17 protein-coding genes are annotated in these 19,980 nt (G+C 73.0%); 8 read left to right on the forward strand and 9 right to left on the reverse strand.

The features are described 5' to 3' along the window. The first annotated feature begins 56 nt into the window (after nt 1-56). Nucleotides 57-1,259, forward strand: a complete 1,203-nt coding sequence (locus tag AC07DU_RS15155) for an amino acid deaminase/aldolase (protein ID WP_479111709.1) — start codon at nt 57-59, stop codon at nt 1,257-1,259. A gap of 22 nt (nt 1,260-1,281) precedes the next feature. Here the strand turns inward: AC07DU_RS15155 and AC07DU_RS15160 are convergent, their stop codons facing one another. The 4 genes from AC07DU_RS15160 to AC07DU_RS15175 form a co-directional block, all read right to left on the reverse strand. Beyond that, nucleotides 1,282-2,544: a haloacid dehalogenase-like hydrolase gene (locus AC07DU_RS15160; RefSeq protein ID WP_479111711.1), complete on the reverse strand. Its 1,263-nt coding sequence runs from the start codon at nt 2,542-2,544 to the stop codon at nt 1,282-1,284. A 108-nt stretch (nt 2,545-2,652) separates the two neighbouring features. Continuing rightward, entirely contained in the window at nt 2,653-3,447 is a 795-nt protein-coding gene (locus AC07DU_RS15165) for a 3-oxoacyl-ACP reductase (protein WP_361954106.1), read from the reverse strand. A 5-nt stretch (nt 3,448-3,452) separates the two neighbouring features. Further along, nucleotides 3,453-4,832 (reverse strand): aldehyde dehydrogenase family protein, encoded by a 1,380-nt coding sequence (locus AC07DU_RS15170; RefSeq protein ID WP_453372456.1) that lies wholly within the window; start codon nt 4,830-4,832, stop codon nt 3,453-3,455. Between the two features lie 44 nt (nt 4,833-4,876). Further along, the gene (locus tag AC07DU_RS15175) at nt 4,877-6,241 is read right to left on the reverse strand and encodes a glutamine synthetase family protein (RefSeq protein WP_479111713.1); all 1,365 of its coding nucleotides are present in this window, start codon (nt 6,239-6,241) and stop codon (nt 4,877-4,879) included. Between the two features lie 77 nt (nt 6,242-6,318). On the opposite strand from AC07DU_RS15175, the gene AC07DU_RS15180 reads away from it, so the two are divergent. The 3 genes from AC07DU_RS15180 (at nt 6,319) to AC07DU_RS15190 (ending at nt 9,437) form a co-directional block, all read left to right on the forward strand. Then, a complete protein-coding gene (locus tag AC07DU_RS15180) occupies nt 6,319-7,065 on the forward strand; it encodes a FadR/GntR family transcriptional regulator (RefSeq protein ID WP_360887523.1) in 747 nt (248 codons plus the stop codon). 156 nt (nt 7,066-7,221) lie between these two features. After that, a complete protein-coding gene (eat, locus tag AC07DU_RS15185) occupies nt 7,222-8,688 on the forward strand; it encodes an ethanolamine permease (RefSeq protein ID WP_453285119.1) in 1,467 nt (488 codons plus the stop codon). Nucleotides 8,689-8,729: 41 nt separating this feature from the next. Then, nucleotides 8,730-9,437, forward strand: coding sequence for a gamma-glutamyl-gamma-aminobutyrate hydrolase family protein (locus AC07DU_RS15190; RefSeq protein ID WP_479111715.1), 708 nt, complete (start codon nt 8,730-8,732; stop codon nt 9,435-9,437). A gap of 113 nt (nt 9,438-9,550) precedes the next feature. Here AC07DU_RS15190 and AC07DU_RS15195 read toward each other — a convergent pair whose 3' ends face one another. Next, nucleotides 9,551-10,492: a LysR family transcriptional regulator gene (locus AC07DU_RS15195; protein WP_453375151.1), complete on the reverse strand. Its 942-nt coding sequence runs from the start codon at nt 10,490-10,492 to the stop codon at nt 9,551-9,553. A 70-nt stretch (nt 10,493-10,562) separates the two neighbouring features. Between AC07DU_RS15195 and AC07DU_RS15200 the strand changes: the two genes are divergently transcribed. Then, nucleotides 10,563-11,684, forward strand: coding sequence for a TDT family transporter (locus AC07DU_RS15200; protein ID WP_479111718.1), 1,122 nt, complete (start codon nt 10,563-10,565; stop codon nt 11,682-11,684). Here AC07DU_RS15200 and AC07DU_RS15205 read toward each other — a convergent pair. Both AC07DU_RS15205 and AC07DU_RS15210 read right to left on the reverse strand, forming a co-directional pair. After that, complete coding sequence (locus tag AC07DU_RS15205; RefSeq protein WP_479111720.1) at nt 11,681-12,409, reverse strand: helical backbone metal receptor; 729 nt, start codon at nt 12,407-12,409, stop codon at nt 11,681-11,683. The two genes, AC07DU_RS15200 and AC07DU_RS15205, sit on opposite strands and share 4 nt — an antisense overlap. A gap of 4 nt (nt 12,410-12,413) precedes the next feature. Further along, complete coding sequence (locus AC07DU_RS15210) at nt 12,414-12,962, reverse strand: helix-turn-helix domain-containing protein (RefSeq protein WP_360887990.1); 549 nt, start codon at nt 12,960-12,962, stop codon at nt 12,414-12,416. A 276-nt stretch (nt 12,963-13,238) separates the two neighbouring features. Here AC07DU_RS15210 and AC07DU_RS15215 point away from each other — a divergent pair, with 276 nt between their 5' ends. The 3 genes from AC07DU_RS15215 to AC07DU_RS15225 all read left to right on the forward strand — a co-directional run bounded on the left by AC07DU_RS15215 (nt 13,239) and on the right by AC07DU_RS15225 (nt 16,076). Next, nucleotides 13,239-14,144, forward strand: a complete 906-nt coding sequence (locus tag AC07DU_RS15215) for a 5'-3' exonuclease (RefSeq protein WP_360887992.1) — start codon at nt 13,239-13,241, stop codon at nt 14,142-14,144. A 49-nt stretch (nt 14,145-14,193) separates the two neighbouring features. Next, nucleotides 14,194-15,033: a siderophore-interacting protein gene (locus tag AC07DU_RS15220; RefSeq protein ID WP_479111722.1), complete on the forward strand. Its 840-nt coding sequence runs from the start codon at nt 14,194-14,196 to the stop codon at nt 15,031-15,033. Between the two features lie 68 nt (nt 15,034-15,101). Further along, nucleotides 15,102-16,076, forward strand: a complete 975-nt coding sequence (locus tag AC07DU_RS15225; RefSeq protein WP_479111724.1) for an RluA family pseudouridine synthase — start codon at nt 15,102-15,104, stop codon at nt 16,074-16,076. An 89-nt stretch (nt 16,077-16,165) separates the two neighbouring features. Here AC07DU_RS15225 and AC07DU_RS15230 read toward each other — a convergent pair whose 3' ends face one another. Both AC07DU_RS15230 and AC07DU_RS15235 read right to left on the reverse strand, forming a co-directional pair. Further along, a complete protein-coding gene (locus tag AC07DU_RS15230; protein WP_453374286.1) occupies nt 16,166-19,006 on the reverse strand; it encodes a DEAD/DEAH box helicase in 2,841 nt (946 codons plus the stop codon). Between the two features lie 71 nt (nt 19,007-19,077). Then, nucleotides 19,078-19,965 (reverse strand): diacylglycerol kinase, encoded by an 888-nt coding sequence (locus tag AC07DU_RS15235; RefSeq protein WP_360887557.1) that lies wholly within the window; start codon nt 19,963-19,965, stop codon nt 19,078-19,080. Nucleotides 19,966-19,980: the final 15 nt, after the last annotated feature.

The following is a 19,980-nucleotide window of genomic DNA, read 5'->3' on the forward strand; positions in this document are numbered from 1 at the left end:
GGGTCGGGCCCGCGCACCCCTACCCACCGGTAGAGACCTCTGGCAAGCTGCCGCCCATGAACTCCCCCGCCGCCGACCGCGCCCGGTACGACCGGGCGACCGCGCACCTGGACGCGCCGCTGGCCGTCGTGGACCTCGACGCGTTCGACGCCAACGCCGACGACCTGGTGCGCCGGGCCGGCGGGAAGCCGGTCCGGGTCGCCAGCAAGTCGGTCAGGTGCCGGGCGCTGCTCGAACGGGTGCTGGCCCGGCCCGGGTTCGCCGGGATTATGTCGTACACCCTCGCCGAGTCGCTCTGGCTGGCCCGGTCGGGGTTCGATGACGTCCTGCTCGCCTATCCGTCCGCGGACCGGGGCGGGTTCGGTGAGCTGGCGAACGACGCCAAGCTCGCCGGCGCCGTCACGGTGATGGTGGACGATCCCGCGCAGCTGGATCTGATCGACGCGGCCCGGGACGGGGGCGCCGAGGTGATCCGGGTCTGCTTGGAGCTGGACACCGCCCTGCACCTGCTCGGCGGCAGGATACGGGTCGGGGCGCGGCGCTCCCCGCTGCGCGAGCCGGGGCAGTTGGCCGCGCTGGCCCGTACGGTCGCCACCCGGCCGGGGTTCCGGGTCGTCGGCCTGATGGCGTACGAGGGCCACGTGGCCGGGGTCGGCGACGCACTGGCCGGCCGGCCGCTGCGCTCGCGGGCCATCCGGCTCATGCAGGGCGCGGCCCGCAGGGAGCTGGCGGCGCGGCGCGCCGAGGTGGTGCGGGCCGTCCGCGCGGTGGTGCCGGACCTGGAGTTCGTCAACGGCGGCGGGACCGGCAGCGTGCAGCACACCGCCGCCGAGGACGCGGTGACGGAGATCGCCGCCGGGTCGGGACTCTACGTGCCCCGGCTCTTCGACAACTACACCTCGTTCAGCGGGCGTCCGGCGGCCCTGTTCGCGCAGCCGGTCGTGCGCCGGCCGGGTGTGGGCGTGGTGACCGTGCTCGGCGGCGGCTACCCGGCCTCCGGCGCGGCGGGCCCCGACCGGCTGCCGGTCCCCTACCTGCCGCAGGGGCTGCGCTACGACCCCCAGGAGGGCGCGGGCGAGGTGCAGACCCCGCTGCTGGGCGGCCCGGCCGACGATCTGCTGATCGGCGACCGGGTCTGGTTCCGGCACGCGAAGGCGGGCGAACTGTGCGAGCGGTTCGACACCTTGCACTTCATCGAGGGGGACCGGGTCACGGGCACCGCCGCGACGTACCGGGGCGAGGGCCGGACGTTCCTCTGAAGACGGCGTCGAGAGGCCGCGTCTAGAAGACCACGTCGGTCTGGTCGGGGATGACGCTCGCGTCGCCCCGCAGGACCGGGCCCTTGGTGCCGTCGGATCCGACGTAGCCCGTCGTCGCGCACGGGTAGGGGCCGGTCTTCTGCTTCTTCGGCTCGATGAACATGGGGTTGACGATCCAGCGGCCGTCGCCGTTGTCGTACGCCCGGCACATCAGCTCGTTCTTGTTGCGGTTCACGACGAGCCGCAGCGCGGTCGCGTCGCGCAGGAACGAGACGTCGGTGTCGGAGTCCCCGGCGGCGAAGACCGGCCGACGGGCGGGCGGCTGGACCGTCTCGGCGGCCGCGCCGCGGATCCCGTAGACCTCCTGGTTGATCCAGCAGCGCTTGCCGTCGATGTAGGTGGTCATCGTGTCGGCTCCGTCGGGGACGGATCCGCAGCCCTGCAGGTGGGAGGTGAACTTCCCGCCGCGCTCGGTCGTGGTGCGGATGCCGATGACGTGGTCGGCGTCGATGCCGACGCCCTTGGCCCACACCTCGACGACCGGCTGCGGGGAGGCCGAGCTGATCCACACGTCGAAGCCGGCCTTCCGCAGGGTGTTGACCAGGTCCTTCTGCTGGTCGTAGTAGCGGACCCAGCCGGTGGCGGTGCCGCTGCCGACCTGCTGGACGGCGCCGACGGGCGCGGCGAGGTTCTCGGTGCGGGCGGCGGCGGCGAAGCCGCGGACCTCGCGGGCGGTCCAGCCCTGCATCAGCTGGGGCAGCCAGGCGTACGAGGGCTCCGTGGTGCGGCGGTCCCAGCCGGCGAAGGCGGCGGCGCCGGTGCGGGTGGCGGCGGTCCCGTAGACCGCGTTGATCTCGTCGGCGCAGGCGGCGCCCTCGGGGGTCCCGGTGGGCAGCGGTGTGCCGGGGCGGGCGAGCGGGCCGCAGGCGTCGGCCAGGGCGGTGGCGGCGGCCGGGGTCAGGAAGCGGCTGGTGGTGGACCAGTCCCGGGCGGCGGGCTGGCGGATCCTGCCGTTGCGCAGCAGCCAGAACATGGTGGCGTCGCCGACGTCGTTCTTGACGACGGTGTTGTCCCAGTCGAAGACGGCCACGGGTTTGGGCTGCCGGCCGCAGCTGCGGTACCGGTCGACGAGCTGCTGCAGCCGGGCCTGGTTGTCCCCGTACCAGCCGGATCCGACGGCCGCCCGCCGGCAGGAGGTGTGGTCCGCCTGGGCGGGCGATGCCAGGACGAGGCCGGAGCCGGTGGCGGCCATGAGGGCGAGGGTGGCGGTTCGGCTTCTGCGCATGCTGCTCCTCGGGATGCGGGCTCGGGGTCGGGGTCCGGGTTCGGGGTCCGGGACGGGAACGGCCGGGCGCCTGGTGGGGCGCCCGGCCGGGTGGGAAGCGGGGCGGGTCTACAGCGGGGTGACGTACGCGCCGGAGATGCCGCCGTCGACGAGGAAGTCGGTGGCGTTGATGAAGGAGGAGTCGTCGCTGGCGAGGAAGGCGACGGCGGCGGCGATCTCGGTGGGCTCGGCGAACCGGCCCAGCGGGATGTGCACGAGGCGGCGGGCCGCGCGCTCGGGGTCCTTGGCGAACAGCTCCTGGAGGAGCGGGGTGTTGACGGGGCCCGGGCACAGGGCGTTGACGCGGATGCCCTCGCGGGCGAACTGCACGCCGAGCTCGCGGGACATGGCGAGGACGCCGCCCTTGGAGGCGGTGTAGGAGATCTGGGAGGTGGCGGCGCCCATGATGGCCACGAAGGAGGCGGTGTTGATGATGGAGCCGCGGCCCTGGCGCTGCATGTAGGGCAGGGCGGCCTTGCAGCAGAGGTAGACGGAGGTGAGGTTGACGTCCTGGACGCGCTTCCAGGCCTCCAGGCCGGTGGTGAGGATGGAGTCGTCGTCCGGGGGCGAGATGCCCGCGTTGTTGAAGGCGACGTCCACGGAACCGTAGGTGTCGAAGGCGGTCTTGAAGAGGGCCTCGACCTCCTCGGGGCTGGTGACGTCGACCTTGACGAAGGTGCCGCCCACCTCTTCGGCGGCGGCCTTGCCGGCGGTCTCGTCGATGTCCCCGCAGACGACGTTGGCGCCCTCGGAGGCCAGTCGGCGGGCGGTGGCGAGGCCGATGCCGCTGCCGGCTCCGGTGATGACGGCCGTGCGGCCGACCAGGCGGCGGCAGACGGTCTCTTCAGTGCTCTGGCTGGTCATGTTCTTCAGGCCTCCGTGCTGATGAAGACGTTCTTGGTCTCGGTGAAAGCGGTGAGGGCGTCGGGTCCGAGCTCGCGGCCGAGGCCGGACTGCTTGTAGCCGCCGAAGGGGGTCCAGTAGCGGACGCTGCTGTGGGAGTTGACGGACAGGTTGCCGGCGGCGACGGCGCGCGAGACGCGCAGGGCGCGGCCGATGTCACGGGTCCACAGGGAGCCGGAGAGGCCGTACTCGGTCGCGTTGGCCAGGCGTACGGCGTCCTCCTCGTCCTCGAAGGGCAGGACGACGGCGACCGGGCCGAAGACCTCCTCGGCGGCGACGGGCGCGGTGGGGGCGACGTCCGTGACGAGGGTCGGCGGGTACCAGAAGCCGGGGCCCTCGGGGGCGGCGCCGCGGATGGCGGTGAGGTCGTCGGTGACGTAGGACCGCACGCGCTCCAGCTGGGTGCGCGAGATCAGCGGGCCCATCTGGGTCTTCTCGTCGAGCGGGTCGCCCACGCGTACGGATGCGATGCCGGGGGCGACGAGTTCGAGGAACCGGTCGTAGACGGAGCGCTGTACGAGGATCCGGGTGCGGGCGCAGCAGTCCTGGCCGGTGTTGTCGAGGAAGGCCATGGGGGCGGCGGCCGCGGCTGCTTCGAGGTCGGCGTCGGCGAAGACGATGTTGGGGCTCTTGCCGCCGAGTTCGAGGGTGACGCGCTTCACCCGGTCGGCGCACTTGGCCATGATCTGCTTGCCGACGCGGGTGGAGCCGGTGAAGACGATCTTGGCCACGCCGGGGTGTTCGACGAGCGCGTCCCCCGTGACCGCCCCGTGGCCGGGGAGCACCTGGAAGAGGTGCTCGGGGATCCCGGCTTCGAGGGCGAGTTCGGCGAGGCGCAGCGCGGTCAGCGGGGTGGTCTCGGCGGGCTTGAGGAGGACGGCGTTGCCCGCGGCGAGGGCGGGGGCCAGGCCCCAGGCGGCGATCGGCATGGGGAAGTTCCAGGGTGCGATCACGCCGATGACGCCGAGGGGTTCGAGGAAGGTGACGTCGATGCCGCCCGCGACGGGGATCTGGCGGCCGGAGAGCCGTTCCACTCCGCCGGCGGCGAAGTCGAGGAGGTCGCGTACGTTGCCCGCTTCCCAGCGGGCGTTACCGATGGTGTGGCCGGCTTCGCGGACCTCCAGCTGCGCGAGTTCCTCGATGTGCCCGTCGACGACCGCGGCGAAGCGGCGCAGCAGCCGGGCCCGGTCGGCGGGGGCGGCCGCCGCCCAGGCACGCTGGGCCGTGGCGGCCCGGGCGACGGCGGCGTCGACGTCGTCCCGTGTGGCGGCCGGGACGATGGCGACGGTTTCCTCGGTGGCCGGATTCAGGACCTCCACGTGGGGAGGGGCCAGCACAGCGGACACGTGGTGCCTCACAGACGTTCGGGGTTCGGGTCGGTCGGGCGCGGTTACAGGCGTTCGAAGGAGCGGCGCAGCTCCCAGTCGGTCACCGCGGAGTCGTAGGCGTCGAGTTCCACGCGGGCCATGTTGCGGTAGTGGGCGACCACTTCGGGGCCGAACGCGGCCTTGGCGATCTCGCTGTTCTCCCAGAGCTCGGCGGCTTCGCGCAGGGTGGCGGGGACGTGCGCGTAGTCGGCGGTGTACGCGTTCCCGGCGCAGCCCTCGGGCAGCTCCAGGCGGTTCTCGATGCCGTAGAGCCCGGCCGCGATGAGGCCGGAGACGGCGAGGTAGGGGTTGACGTCGCCGCCGGGGAGGCGGTTCTCGAAGCGCATGGAGCGGCCGTGGCCGACGACGCGCAGCGCGCAGGTCCGGTTGTCCACGCCCCAGGCGACGGCGGTCGGCGCGAAGGATCCCGGCCGGAAACGCTTGTACGAATTGATGTTGGGGGCGTAGAGAAGGGAGAAGTCGCGCAGTGCGGCCAGCTGACCGGCCAGGAAGTGCCGCATCACCGGTGACATTCCGCCCGGTCCGTCCCCGGCCATGGCGTTGTGTCCGTCGGCGTCACCGAGCGAGAGGTGGATGTGACAGGAGTTGCCCTCGCGCTCGTCGTACTTGGCCATGAAGGTGAGCGAGACACCTTCCTGGGCGGCGATCTCCTTCGCACCGGTCTTGTAGAGCGAGTGCTGGTCGCAGGTGGTGAGCGCCTCGTCGTAGCGGAAGACGATCTCGTGCTGGCCGAGGTTGCACTCCCCCTTCGCCGACTCGACGACCAGGCCGGCGGCCTGCATCTCGTTGCGGATGCGGCGCAGCAGGGGTTCGACGCGGCCGGTCCCGAGCACGGAGTAGTCGATGTTGTACTGGTTGGCGGGGGTCAGGCCGCGGTAGTTGGCGTTCCAGGCCTGTTCGTAGGTGTCCTGGAAGAGCATGAACTCCAGCTCGGTGCCGACCATCGCGGTGTACCCGTGCTCGGCGAGGCGCTCCAGCTGACGGCGCAGGATCTGCCGGGGTGCGGCGACGACGGGCGAGCCGTCGTTCCAGGCGAGGTCGGCGAGGACGAAGGCGGAGCCGGGGTTCCAGGGGATGCGGCGCAGGGTGGCGAGGTCGGGGTGCATGGCGAAGTCGCCGTAGCCCCGGTCCCAGGAGGACATCTCGTAGCCGTCGACGGTGTTCATGTCGGTGTCGACGGCGAGCAGGTAGTTGCAGCCCTCGGTGCCGTGCCGGAGGACCTCGTCGAGGAAGAACTGTGCGGCGAACCGCTTGCCCTGGAGGCGCCCCTGCATGTCGGGGAAGGCCAGGACGACTGTGTCGATCTCACCGCTGGCGACGAGGGAGCGGAGCTCCTCGGGCGCGAGCGGCGGCTTGCGGTCTACCACTGGAATCTCTCCTTCGGTGAGCCGAGGAGGCCTAAGGTATTGAATAGAACCATTGCTTGGGAAGGGGAGGAGCCGATATGACCGACACGGCGAGCGAAGGTGACGCCGCCCGGCGGCTGAATCCCGTACTGCGGCAGGTGCGGGCGGGCAACGGGTTCGAGGAGGCCCTGGAGCAGATCCTCCAGGTGGTCCGGCTGGGTCTGGTGCCGGGCGGCGAACGCCTGCCGCCCGAGCGGGAGCTGGCGGAGCGCATGGGGATCAGCCGGGTGACCCTGCGCGAGGTGCTGAAGGTCCTACAGGACCAGGGCCTGGTGGAGGCCCGGCGCGGACGGTACGGAGGAACGTTCGTCCGGCCCCGCCCCGACTTCCCGGCGGGCGGGGCCGAGGAGGAGCTGCGCCGGCGCGTCGCGGGCGTGGACATCGAGGACGTCCTGCGGTTCCGCGAGGTCCTGGAGGTGGGGGCGGCCGGACTGTGCGCCTCCCAGGGACTGACCGAGGAGGGCACCGAGCGGCTGCTCGCGGCACTGGGGGCCACCCACGACGCCCCGCTCGCCGAGTACCGCCGCCAGGACACCCTCTTCCACCTCACCCTGTGCGAACTGGCCGGCTCCGCCACCCTGACGGCCCAGTACGCGGCGGTCCGGGCCACGGTCAACGACCTGCTGGACTGCATCCCGCTCCTGGTGCGCAACCTGGAGCACTCCCAGCAGCAGCACACCGCCCTGGTGGAGTCGGTGCTGGAACGGGACGCGGCCGGGGCGCGCGAGACGATGCGCGAGCACTGCTGCGGCACGGCGGCGCTGCTGCGGGGGTTCCTGGCCTGAGCCCCTCCGGGCCGGGCCGGGCGGGGCGGGGCGCGGCGCGGCGGGCGCGGCCCGAGAGGCTTTCGTAACTTCTGTTTAACGCAGAGGTCTTGCGCACCCCGCTCCACTACGGCAAAGGTACGGCCCACAACCATTGCCCTGAGGCAGGAGCGCACGATGGCCAACGACATCGAGCCACGGCGGACAGCCGTAGCCGAATCCACCGGGTCCCCCGAGGGCGGCGATGCCTACCTGGAACGCCGCACCCTGCGCCGCGGCAGCGCCGGCTGGCTGCTGCTCACCGGCCTCGGAGTCGCCTACGTCGTCTCCGGGGACTTCGCGGGCTGGAACGTGGGCCTGGAGAAGGGCGGCTTCGGCGGCCTCGCCATCGCCACCGTCCTCATGGGCGCGATGTACGCCTGCCTGGTCTTCTCCCTGGCGGAGCTGTCCAGCATCCTGCCGACGGCGGGCGGCGGCTACGGCTTCGCCCGCCGCGCGCTGGGCCCCTGGGGCGGTTTCCTCACCGGCACCGCCATCCTCATCGAGTACATCCTGGCCCCGGCCGCGATCGTCATCTTCATCGGCGACTACGTCGAGTCCCTCGGCCTCTTCGGCCTGACCTCCAGCTGGCCGGTCTACCTCGGCTGCTTCGTGATCTTCATCGGCGTGCACCTCTGGGGCGTGGGCGAAGCCCTGCGCTTCAGCCTGGTCGTGACCGCCGTCGCCGTCGCCGCGCTGCTGATCTTCGCGGTGGGGGCCTTCACCGAGTTCGACACCGCCGGCCTGAACGACATCGCGGTGGACGAGACCGCCTTCGGCTCGAACTCCTGGCTGCCGCTGGGCGTACTGGGCATCTGGGCCGCGTTCCCCTTCGGCATGTGGTTCTTCCTGGGCGTGGAAGGCGTACCGCTGGCGGCCGAGGAGGCCAAGGACCCGGTCCGCTCCATGCCGAAGGCGCTCGCCACCGCCATGGGCGTGCTCGCCCTGCTGGCGCTGATCACCTTCTTCGCCGCGACGGGCGCCCAAGGCGCGGACGCCGTCAAGGCGGGCAACCCGCTGATCATCGCGCTGGAGGGGGACGGCGGCCCAACCGCGCTGAGCCGGTTCGTGAACTACGCGGGCCTGGCCGGGCTGGTGGCCTCCTTCTTCTCCCTCATCTACGCGGGCTCGCGCCAGCTCTTCGCCCTTTCGCGGGCCGGCTACCTGCCCCGCTTCCTGTCCCTCACCTCGAAGCGCAAGGCCCCGTACCTGGGCCTCGTCATCCCCGGCGCGATCGGTTTCGCCCTCGCCGCGGCCACCGGCAACGGCGAACGCATGCTCAACATCGCGGTGTTCGGCGCCACCATCTCCTACGCGCTGATGGCCCTGTCCCACATCGTGCTGCGGCGCCGGGAGCCGGGCCTGGAGCGCCCGTACCGCACCCCCGGCGGGATCCTGACCTCCTCGGCGGCCTTCGCGCTCGCCCTGTCGGCCCTGGTCGCCACCTTCCTGGTGGACAAGGACGCGGCGTTCATCGCACTGGCCGTGTACGCCGTCGCCCTCGCCTACTTCGCCCTCTACAGCCGGCACCACCTCGTGGCCTCCGCTCCCGAAGAGGAGTTCGCGGCTCTCGCCGAAGCCGAGGCGGAACTGTCCCGCGACTGACACCCTGACCCTGCTGTCCGCTCCCGCTGGAGGTATCGAACGTGCCCAGGCCGCTCATCGGCATCACCACCTACGTGGAGGAATCCACCCGCTACGGGGTGTGGGACATCCCGACGTCCCTCGTGCCCTCCGGGTACTACGAACTCGTCCAGGCGGCGGGCGGCTCGGCCGTACTGCTCCCGCCGGACGAACCCGGGGCGGCGGCGGAGGTGCTGAGCCGGGTGGACGGCCTGGTGGTCGCGGGCGGCCCGGACGTGGACCCGGTCCACTACGGCGCCGCGCGCGACCCCCGTACGGGAGCCCCCGCGACCGTCCGCGACCAGTGGGAGCTGGCCCTGCTCACCGCGGCGCTCGACTCGGACACTCCGGTGCTGGGGATCTGCCGGGGCATGCAGGCACTGAACGTGGCCCTCGGCGGCACGCTGATCCAGCACATCGACGGCCACGCCGACACCCCGGGCGTCATGTCCTGGCACCCGGTCCACCCGGTCCCGGGCACCCGGTACGCGGCGCTGGTCCCCGAGGTGGCGCAGGTCCCGACCTACCACCACCAGGCCGTCGACCGCCTGGGCCGCGGCCTGCTCGTCTCGGCCCATGCGGTCGACGGGACGGTGGAGGCGATCGAACTGCCCGACCCCGAGCGATGGGTCCTGGGCGTCCAGTGGCACCCGGAACGGGACGAGGACACCCGCGTGATGTCGTCCCTCATCGCTGCGGCCACGGCCCGCACGGCAATCCCGGTGGCCTGACCATCCAGCCCCGTCGGCGTTTGAGGCGCGGGGGTCCGGGGGCAGCGCCCCCGGCCCGCCTCCGGATGGGGCGGCGGGGTGAAAGACCGCGGCTCCGCCCCCGACCCCGCGCCTCAAACGCCGGCGGGGCTGGATGTGCGGCGACGCGTGAGCGACAGCAGGTCACGGGCAGGCCCACCGGGCCGCGCCCCCGTCGGCCAGACGGCCCGCAGCTCGCGCCCCAGCCCGGCCCCGCCCACCGGCACCTCCACCAGCCTCCGCGCCGCCAGCTCATCGACCACCGCCAGCTCCGACAGCACGCACGGCCCGGCACCGCTCAGCGCCGCCGCCTTCACCGCGGTGGTCGACGCCAGCTCCAGCAGCGGCGCCGCCAGGCCCCCGCTCGCAGCCAGCGCGGCGTCCAGCACCTGCCGCGTCCCCGACCCGCGCTCCCGCAGGATCAGGGGGGTCGACGCCAGTTCCGCCGCCTCCACCCCCCGCGAGCGCCCCGCCCACGGATGCCCCGGCGCCACCGCCACGACGAGCCGGTCCTGCGCGATCACCGCCGAGTCCAGGCCGTCCGGCACGGTCAGCCCCTCCACGAAGCCGAGGTCCGCCTCATGGGCGAGGACGCGTTCGGCGACCACCGCCGAGTTCCCCGCGTGCAGCGACACCGCCGTGTCCGGCCGCTGCCCGCGCAGCGCGATCAGCCACCCCGGCAGCAGGTACTCCGCGATGGTCATGCTGGCGGCCACCCGCAGCCGCGAGTCCCGCTGCCCCCGCAGGGCCTGCGCGCCGGCGTCGAAGGCCTCCGCGGCCTCCACCACCCGCCGCGCCCAGTCGGTGACCAGCGCGCCCTGCGCCGTCAGCGTCGACCCCCGGGGAGAACGGTCCACCAGCGCGACGCCGAGCCGCGTCTCCATCGCCCGGATCCGGCTGCTCGCCGCGGGCTGGGTGATGCCCAGCCGCCGCGCCGCGCCGCTGAGGCTGCCGTCCCGCGCGACCGCGAGCAGCAGTTCCAGCGAGCCCAGGTCCGGCACCCGGTGGGCCAGCGGAATCCACGTCTCGTCAGTCATAACGTCAGTTTATGACCTCATAGCCAGATGACCTCTGCCGCCCCGGCCGCCCCGGCGCGAGGCTGGGTCCATGGCCACCACCCTCGTGCGACCCCGCACCCTCACCACCTCCCGGCTGCCCCGGGCCCACAAGGCCCTGCGGCACCTCGGCCCCAACTGGTACGCCTCCGTCATGGGCACGGCGATCGTCGCCAACGCCGGCGCGGCCCTCCCGTACCAGGTGCCCGGCCAGCGCGTGGCCTGCCAGCTCCTCTGGACCCTGTCCGCGGTCGCCCTCGCCGTCCTGCTCGCCGCCCGCGCCGGCCACTGGATCCACCACCGCGACCAGGCCCGCGCGCACCTCCTCGATCCCGCCGTCGCCCCCTTCTACGGCTGTCTCGCGATGGCGCTCATAGCCGTCGGCAGCGGCACCCTCATCGTCGGCAAGGACCTCGTCGGGGCCGGCGCCGCCATCGCCGCGGACGCCGTGCTCTTCACCGCGGGCACCGTGATCGGCCTGGTCACGGCCGTGGCCGTGCCCTATCTGATGGTGGTGCGGCACAAGGTCGAGGCCCGGCAGGCGACCCCCGTCTGGCTGCTCTCCCTGGTCCCCCCGATGGTCTCCGCCGCCGCCGGCCCCCTGCTGATCCCCCACCTGCCCGCCGGCCAGCCCCGCGAGTCCCTGCTGCTCGCCTGCTACGCCATGTTCGGCGTCAGCCTGCTGGCCGTCCTGCTGATGCTTCCCCTGGTCTTCGGGCGGCTGATCGTGGGCGGTCCCCTCCCCCTGGTCCTCACCCCCACGCTGTTCCTGGTCCTGGGCCCCCTCGGCCAGTCCACCACCGCCGTGAACCAGCTCGCCGACGTGGCTCCCCAGTCGATCGGCGCCCCCTACGCCGGAGCGCTCGGCGCCTTCGCCGTCGTCTACGGGGTGCCCGTGATGGGCTTCGCCCTGCTGTGGCTGGCCCTGTCCGCGGCCATGCTGGTCCGTGCGGCCCGCCACGGCATGGGATTCGCCATGACCTGGTGGGCCCTGACCTTCCCCGTCGGCACCTGCGTGACCGGCGCCACCGGCCTGGCCCACCACACCGGCCTGACCGCCTTCGCCTGGCTCGCCGCCGTCCTCTTCCTCGGCCTGGTGACCGCCTGGCTGCTGGCCGCCGTCCACACCGTGCGCGGCCTGCTCTCCGGCCTCCTGCTCGCCGCTCCCCGCTAGGCAGACCGCAACGGCTCGCGCAGGGCCCGGCCCAGGACCTCCGGGGCCTGCGCCAGCGAGGGTCCGTACCAGGTCAGGTGGTGGCCGCTGACCAGCGCGGCGGCCAGGCCGGGGAAGGCTTCCGGGCCGTCCTCGGCCGTGAAGCGGTACGGCTCGTCCGGGAGCACCACCAGATCGCAGCCGCTCGCCGCCAGCTCCTGCGCCGGGACCCGGGGATAGCGCTCCGGGTGCCCGGCGTACGCGTTGCGCACACCCAGCCGTGCCAGCAGGTCCCCCGCGAAGGTGTCCCGGCCCAGCACCATCCAGGGCCGGCGCCACACGGGCACGAAGGCGGTGAGCGCGCGGGCCGGCTCCACCCGGGCCCAGGCGGCCTCCACGTCCGCCAGCCAGCCCGGCCGCGCCAGCCCCAGCGCCCCCACGAGCACCCGGTCCAGCTCCCGCACGGCCGGCGGCAGGTCCCGGATCTCGGTGACGAGCACCTCCACCCCGGCCGCGCGCAGCGCCGCCAGGTCCGGGGCCCGGTTCTCCTCCTCGTTGGCGATCACCAGGTCCGGCCGCAGCTCCGCGATCGCGCTGACGTCGGGGTTCTTCGTCCCGCCGATCCGGACCGCGTCACCGAGGTCCGCCGGATGGGTGCACCAGTCCGTCACCCCGACGAGCAGGCCCGGGGCACTCTCGGCCACCGCCTCGGTCAGCGAGGGGACCAGCGAGACGACGCGCCGCACCCGTTCAGTGCCCCGGCGAGGGGGGCTCGGACGTCGCGTGGATGTGGTCGCCCACCGCGACCACCAGGATCCGGGTGTCCTCGGTGACGGCCCGCCAGCGATGGCGTACGCCTCCCGACAGGAACAGCGCGTCCCCGTTCTCCAGCCGGTACGCCCGTCCCTCCGCCTCCACCTGGCAGGCGCCCGCGACCACGTACATCAGCTCGTCGTTGCGGTGCTGGTACTCGCGGCCGGCGTCCTGGTCCCCCGTAAATTCCAGGGCGTGCAGCTGGTGGTGCCCGCGCACGAGGGGCCGTACGCCGGGGATCGGGGTGAGCCCGGGCTCGTCACCGGCCCGTACGAGGTCCACCGTGCGCGCGGTGTCGGAGGCGGCCAGCAGTTCCACGGCCGTGGTCTCCAGCGCGTCCGCCACCCGCTCCAGGGACCGCATGCTGGGCCGGGCCCGCTCGTTCTCTATCTGGCTCAGGAAGGGCACCGACAAGCCGCTGCGCGCCGATACGGCGGCCAGCGTGAGGTGGAGCGCGCGGCGCCGCTTGCGCACGGCGACGCCCACTCGGAGCGGCTCTTTGCCGTCCTTGTCCTTGTCCTTGGTCTTGTCGTTCCTGTCGTCCAGCTTGTCGACCAGGCCGTCCGTGCCGTCCCTGCTGTTCATGTCGGGGCTGCCCTCCCCTTGTCCGGCGCACATGGGTGTGCTGTAAGCACCATACGCAGCAACCGGCTCCGGTTTCGCGTGCACGGCCCTTCCCGTACCCCTGTGCTGACCGTCCGCTCACCGTCCGTGGCGGGTGCGCGGTGCGGCATCATCGACTCCGTGACGACACGACGCCTGATGCTCCTGGACACCGCATCCCTCTACTTCCGCGCCTACTTCGGTGTGCCGGACTCCGTGAAGGCTCCGGACGGCACCCCGGTCAACGCCGTGCGCGGGCTCCTGGACTTCATCGGACGGCTCGTCCAGGACCACCGGCCGGACGACCTGGTGGCCTGCATGGACGCCGACTGGCGCCCGCAGTGGCGGGTGGATCTGATCCCCTCGTACAAGGCCCACCGGGTCGCGAGCGAGACCGAGACGGGCCCCGACGTGGAGGAGGTCCCGGACACACTCGCCCCGCAGGTGCCGATCATCGAGACGGCGCTGGACGCCTTCGGCATCGCCCGTGTGGGGGTGGCCGGATACGAGGCGGACGACGTGATCGGCACATTGACCGCGCGCGCGACGGGCCCGGTGGACATCGTCACGGGCGACCGGGACCTGTACCAGCTGGTGGACGACGCCCGCCAGCGCCGGGTGCTGTACCCCCTCAAGGGGGTGGGGACCCTCCAGGTGACCGACGAGGCCTGGCTCCGCGAGAAGTACGGGGTGGACGGTCCCGGATACGCCGACCTGGCGCTGCTGCGCGGCGACCCGAGCGACGGGCTGCCGGGCGTGCCGGGGATCGGCGAGAAGACGGCGGCCAAGCTCCTCGACGCCTACGGCAGCCTGGCGGGGATCATCGCGGCGGTCGACGACCCGAAGTCGAAGCTGACCCCCGCGCAGCGCAAGCGGCTGGACGAGTCCCGGCCGTATCTGGCGGTGGCCCCGAAGGTGGTGCGGGTGGCCGGTGACGTCCCGCTCCCGCCGTTCGACCCGGCCCGCCCGACGGCGCCCGCCCAGCCGGAACTGGTCGACGCGCTAGCCCATCGGTGGGGCTTGGGCGGAGCGGTAACCCGCCTGAGCAACGCTTTGCGCGCCTGAGGTGTTAACTTAGGTAAGGCTAAGTTTCAGGGGAGTCAGGGGAAGCACCGTGGCAGAAGGACGCGCCCGCAGCGTCGGTACCGCTGTTGTCGTACGCACCGAGCGGCTCTCGCCGCACATGGTGCGGATCGTGCTGGGCGGTGAGGGCCTGGCCGGCTTCGGCGCGGGGCAGTTCACCGACCACTACGTCAAGATCCTCTTCCCCGCGGAAGGCGTCACCTACCCCTCGCCGTGGAACCTGGAGCAGATCCGCACCGACTTCCCGCGCGCGCAGTGGCCGCGCCAGCGCGCGTACACCGTACGGAGCTGGGATGCGGTGCAACGGGAGCTGACGCTCGACTTCGTCGTCCACGGCGACGAGGGCCTGGCCGGCCCCTGGGCGGCCCGGGTCGAGCCGGGAGAGCTCGTGCGCTTCCTCGGCCCGGGCGGCGCCTACGCGCCCGACCCGACGGCCGGCTGGCACCTCCTGGTGGGCGACGAGAGCGCCCTTCCGGCGATCGCCGCGTCGATGGAGCGGATGCCGGCGGGCGCGCGGGTCCACGCCCTCGTCGAGGTCGAGGGGCCGCGGGACGAGCTGAAGTTCGCCACCCCGGACGGCGTCCTGCCGGTCTGGCTCCACCGGGGCGGGCGCCCGGTGGGCGAGGCACTGGTCGAGGCGGTCACCGCCCTGGAGTTCCCCTCCACGGACGTCCACGCCTTCGTGCACGGCGAGGCGGGCTTCGTCAAGGAGCTGCGCCGCCACCTGCGCCTGGAACGCGGCGTCCCCCGCGAACGCCTGTCGATCTCGGGCTACTGGCGCCTGGGCGAGACGGACGAGGGCTGGCGCGCGATCAAGCGCGACTGGAACGCCGCGGTGGAGGCCGAACAGGACCGGGCCACGGCCGCCTAGGCTCCTGCACCTCAGCGCACCTGGGTGCCTTCGCCCGGCGGCAGGGCTGCCCGCATAGCCTGTCCCCGATGAGACGCAGAGCCCAGCCACCCCCCTCCCCCCTCCCGCAGCGGGCCGGAATCGACCCGGTCCGGCTGCGCCTGCCGCCCGACCCGGACGGGCAGTGGCCCGACCTCGGCAGCTACCTCACCGCGCGCTACGCCGGCACCCGCGGCGCTCTTTCCATCGCGCACCTGCTGGCCGCCGGCCGCGTCCTCGGCCCGGGCGGGCGGGTCCTGGACGCGCGGGACCCGTACGAGCCGGGGGGCTACCTGTGGTTCCACCGGGACATGGAACCCGAGCCGCCGGTTCCCTTCGCGGTCCGCGTCGTCTACCGGGACCCGCACCTGCTGGTCGTGGACAAGCCGCACTTCCTGGCGACCACCCCGCGCGGCAGCCACATCACCCAGACCGCCCTGGCCCGGCTCCGCGAGGAGCTGGACCTGCCCGCGCTCAGCCCGGCGCACCGCCTGGACCGGCTGACGGCGGGTCTGGTGATGTTCAGCATCCGGCCCGAGGACCGTGGCGCGTACCAGCTCATGTTCCAGCGGCGCGAGGTGCACAAGGAGTACGAGGCCCTCGCACCCCACGATCCGGCGCTCGCCCTGCCGCGCACGGTCCGCAGCAGGATCGAGAAGGCCCGGGGGGTCATCGCGGCGACCGAGGTCCCCGGGGGCGAGCCGAACGCCGAGAGCCTGATCGAACTCGTCGAGGCCCGCGCGGGCCTGGGCCGCTACCGGCTGACCCCGCGCACCGGCCGCACCCACCAGCTGCGGGTGCACATGAACGGCCTCGGCCTGCCCATCCTCGGCGATCCGGTCTATCCGCGGGTCACCGATCCGGCCCCGGACGACTACCGCAGGCCCCTGCAACTCCTCGCCCGGGTCCTGGCGTTCACCGACCCCGTCACCGGAGCGGCACACCGCTTCGAGAGCGGCCGCACCCTGCGGGCCTGGGACGACCGCGCGGGCTGGGAGGCCGGCAGCGCCGATGAGGAGCAGTGATCCCCCGAGCCCGGCCGATCGCCCGGACCGGTGAACGGCCGGCCGCCGCGCAGGGCAGTCCCCGCGCGGCGGCCGCCCGCTCTACGGGGTCAGCCGACCGAGCTGTAGGCCACGACACCGCGCAGCAGCGCGTCCACGGCCTTGCGGGCGTTCTTCGCCACCGTGCTCCCGCCCTCCCCGGAGGACGGGGGCGCGGCCGCCGCGATCTGCCCGAGCACGTCGATGACCTGCTTGCACCAGCGCACGAAGTCGCCGGCCGGCATCTCCGCCTCGCGCAGCACCTCGTCCAGGCTCCTGTCGGAGGCCCACTGGTAGGCCGCCCACGCGAAGCCGAGGTCCGGCTCCCGCTGGCCCACGCCCTCCGCCTGGTTGATGCGGTGCTCCTCCTCCAGCGCGTCGAGCCGGCCCCAGATGCGGACCATCTCGCCCAGTGCCGCCTTCGCCGCGCCGCCCGGCACCTTCGGCGCGACCGCGTCGTCGGACTGCCGCGCCTCGAAGACCAACGCCGAGACGCAGGCCGCCAGTTCGGCCGGGCTCAGACCCTCCCAGACCTTGGCGCGCAGGCACTCGGAGGCCAGCAGGTCCAGCTCGCCGTAGAGCCGGGCGAGCCGCTTGCCGTGCACCGTGACCTCGTCCTCGCGCAGGTAGTCCAGCTCGGTGAGCAGTGCGTGGATCCGGTCGAAGGTGCGCGCGATGGTGTTCGTGCGGCCCTCGATCCGCCGCTCCAGCTGGAGGGTGTCCCGCTTGAGCCGGTGGTAGCGCTCCGCCCAGCGGGCGTGGTCCTCCCGCTCGTCGCAGCCGTGGCAGGGGTGCGCCCGCAGCTCGGCGCGCAGCCGGGCGATCTCGCGGTCGTCGGCGGCCGCGGCCCGGCCGCGGGCGCGCCGCTCCGGCGTGATGTGCCCGGCCTTGGTCCGCAGCTGGGAGGCCAGGTCGCGGCGGGAGTGCGGCGAGCGCGCGTTGAAGGTCTTGGGGATCCGCATCCGGTCGAGGGCCTCGACCGGGACCGGGAAGTCGATCGCGGCGAGCCGCTTGACCTGCCGCTCGGCGGTGAGCACCAGCGGGCGGGGGCCCTCCGCGTACTCGTACCCGCGGTGCCCGTTGACCCGCCCGGCCGGCACGCCCGGGTCCAGGACCAGCGCGAGCCCGGCGAACTTGCCCGTCGGCACGTGGATGATGTCGCCCGGCTTGAGCTTCTCCAGCGAGCTGACCGCCTGCACCCGCCGCTGGGCCGCGCCCTGCTTGGCCAGCTCCGTCTCACGGTCCTTGAGGTCGCGGCGCAGCTGCGCGTACTCCTCGAAGTCGCCCAGGTGACAGGTCATGCCCTCCTGGTAGCCCTCCAGGCCCTCCTCGTTGCGCTGGACCTGCCTGGAGATCCCGACGACCGAGCGGTCCGCCTGGAACTGCGCGAAGGAGGTCTCCAGCAGCTCGCGCGAGCGGTGCCGCCCGAACTGGCTGACCAGGTTCACGGCCATGTTGTACGAGGGCTTGAAGCTGGAGCGCAGCGGATACGTACGGGTACCGGCGAGCCCGGCGAGACCCGCCGGGTCCATGCCCCGCTGCCAGAGCACCACCGCGTGGCCCTCGACGTCGATGCCGCGCCGCCCGGCCCGGCCGGTCAGCTGCGTGTACTCGCCGGGGGTGATGTCGGCGTGCTGCTCGCCGTTCCACTTGACGAGCTTCTCCAGGATCACCGTGCGCGCGGGCATGTTGATGCCCAGCGCCAGGGTCTCGGTGGCGAAGACGGCCTTCACCAGGCCGCGGACGAACAGTTCCTCCACGACCTCCTTGAAGGTGGGCAGCATGCCCGCGTGGTGCGCGGCGATGCCCCGCTCCAGGCCTTCGAGCCACTCGTAGTACCCCAGGACGTGCAGGTCCTCGGTGGGGATGGAGGCGGTCCGCGCCTCGACGAGCTCGCGGACCTTGAGCCGCGCCGGTTCGTCGTTGAGCCGCAGGCCCGCGAACAGGCACTGCTGGACCGCGGCCTCGCAGCCGGCCCGGCTGAAGATGAAGTTGATCGCGGGCAGGAGCCCGTCGCTTTCGAGGCGGGCGATGACCTCGGGCCGGGACGGGGTCCAGATCCGGCCGCGGGAGCGCCGCTCGCGCTCGCGGTCGGCCTCGCGGATCATCTTGCCGCGCCGCCGGTCCTTGGGGATGTAGGTGCGGCTGTTCTCCTCGCGCGCCATGCGCAGCAGGTCGGGATTGACCTCCCGGCGGGCGGAGCCGCGGCCGCCGTGGTCGGACTCCTCCTCGAAGAGGTCGTAGATCCGGCGGCCGGCCATGACGTGCTGCCACAGCGGTACGGGCCGCTCCTCGGAGACGATCACCTCGGTGTCCCCGCGGACGGTGTCCAGCCAGTCGCCGAACTCCTCGGCGTTGGACACGGTCGCCGACAGTGACACCAGGGTCACCGACTCGGGGAGGTGGATGATCACTTCTTCCCAGACGGCTCCGCGGAACCGGTCGGAGAGGTAGTGGACCTCGTCCATGACGACGTAGCCGAGGCCCCGCAGCGCCTGCGAGCCGGCGTACAGCATGTTGCGCAGGACCTCGGTGGTCATCACGATCACCGGCGCATCGCCGTTGACGCTGTTGTCACCGGTCAGCAGGCCCACCTTGGCGGCGCCGTAGCGCTTGACGAGGTCGGCGTACTTCTGGTTGGACAGGGCCTTGATCGGCGTCGTGTAGAAGCACTTGCGCCCCTGCTGGAGGGCCAGGTGCACGGCGAACTCGCCGACGATCGTCTTGCCCGAGCCGGTCGGGGCGGCGACGAGGACGCCCTTGCCCGCCTCCAGTGCCTTGCAGGCCTCGACCTGGTACGGGTCCAGATCGAATTCGTACATCTCGCGGAAGGGAGCCAGGGCGGAGGCCTCTTCGGCGGCGCGGATCCGGGCAGCGGCGTACCGCTCGGCGGGTGAGAGTTCTTCGGTCATCTTGAGATCGAGCCTACCCGTCACCTCTGACAACAGTCGCGGTCATTTAAGCGGGCCGGGACACCCCCCTCCTAGGTCAGGACGCGGACCGCCCCGGGTACGCACCGCGCGGTCACCGGCAGCGGCCCCAGCGGCTCGCCGTCCGCGTACGCGGTCAGCCCGGCCGCCTCCAGGGTCACCTTCCGCGCCCGGTGGACGCTCACCTTCGGGTGGCTCAGGTGCGTCCCCTTGTAGACCCGGGGGAAGACCTTGAGCAGCGTGGTCCGGCTGCAGTCACCGACCACCGTGATGTCGAAGAGCCCGTCGTCGGTGACGGCGTCCGCGCAGATGCGCATGCCCCCGCCGTAGGTGGAGCCGTTGCCGACGGCCACCAGCGTGGCCTCGGTCTCGATCACCGGGCCGTCGTCCAGGGTGATGCGGTAGGCGACCGGCCGGAAGGCGGCCAGCTCCGCGATCATCGCCAGGTCGTACTTGAAGCGGCCGGCGGGCAGCCGCATCCGGTTGCCCCGGTCGTTGACCCGCGAGTCGAAGCCCGAGGCCAGCACGGTCCCGTACCAGGTGGCCCCGACCCGCCCCAGGTCGACGTCCCGGATCCGGCCCTCCTTCAGGGCGTCGGCGGCCATCCGCCCCGCCCGGGCCGGCTCCCGTACGGGCAGCCCCAGCGCCCGCGCGAAGTCGTTGCCGGTGCCGACTGCGACCACGCCGAGCGGCACCGAGGTCCCCGCCAGGGCTTGCAGTGCCAGGGAGACCACCCCGTCACCGCCCACCGCGATCACCGCGCCGGTGCCCTCGCGGACCACGGCGCCGAGGCGGGCCAGCGCGTCGGCCCCGTCGGTACCGACGACGGTCCTCACCGAGAAGCCCGCCGCACGCAACGCGGAAGCGGCCGGCTGCGCGGCGTACGCGCCCCGGCCGCGTCCGGCGGTGGGATTGACGAAGAGGGTGATCTCAGAGCTCACCCACCGGAATGTACC

This window comes from Streptomyces sp. NPDC045695 (genome assembly GCF_056432025.1).

Excerpts from the sequence above, each read along its gene's own strand:
- AC07DU_RS15155 (WP_479111709.1), top strand. The coding sequence starts at position 57 with ATGAACTCCCCCGCCGCCGACCGCGCCCGGTACGACCGGGCGACCGCG.
- AC07DU_RS15160 (WP_479111711.1), bottom strand. The coding sequence starts at position 2,544 with ATGCGCAGAAGCCGAACCGCCACCCTCGCCCTCATGGCCGCCACCGGC.
- AC07DU_RS15165 (WP_361954106.1), bottom strand. The coding sequence starts at position 3,447 with ATGACCAGCCAGAGCACTGAAGAGACCGTCTGCCGCCGCCTGGTCGGC.
- AC07DU_RS15180 (WP_360887523.1), top strand. The coding sequence starts at position 6,319 with ATGACCGACACGGCGAGCGAAGGTGACGCCGCCCGGCGGCTGAATCCC.
- eat (WP_453285119.1), top strand. The coding sequence starts at position 7,222 with ATGGCCAACGACATCGAGCCACGGCGGACAGCCGTAGCCGAATCCACC.
- AC07DU_RS15195 (WP_453375151.1), bottom strand. The coding sequence starts at position 10,492 with ATGACTGACGAGACGTGGATTCCGCTGGCCCACCGGGTGCCGGACCTG.
- AC07DU_RS15200 (WP_479111718.1), top strand. The coding sequence starts at position 10,563 with ATGGCCACCACCCTCGTGCGACCCCGCACCCTCACCACCTCCCGGCTG.
- AC07DU_RS15215 (WP_360887992.1), top strand. The coding sequence starts at position 13,239 with ATGCTCCTGGACACCGCATCCCTCTACTTCCGCGCCTACTTCGGTGTG.
- AC07DU_RS15225 (WP_479111724.1), top strand. The coding sequence starts at position 15,102 with ATGAGACGCAGAGCCCAGCCACCCCCCTCCCCCCTCCCGCAGCGGGCC.
- AC07DU_RS15230 (WP_453374286.1), bottom strand. The coding sequence starts at position 19,006 with ATGACCGAAGAACTCTCACCCGCCGAGCGGTACGCCGCTGCCCGGATC.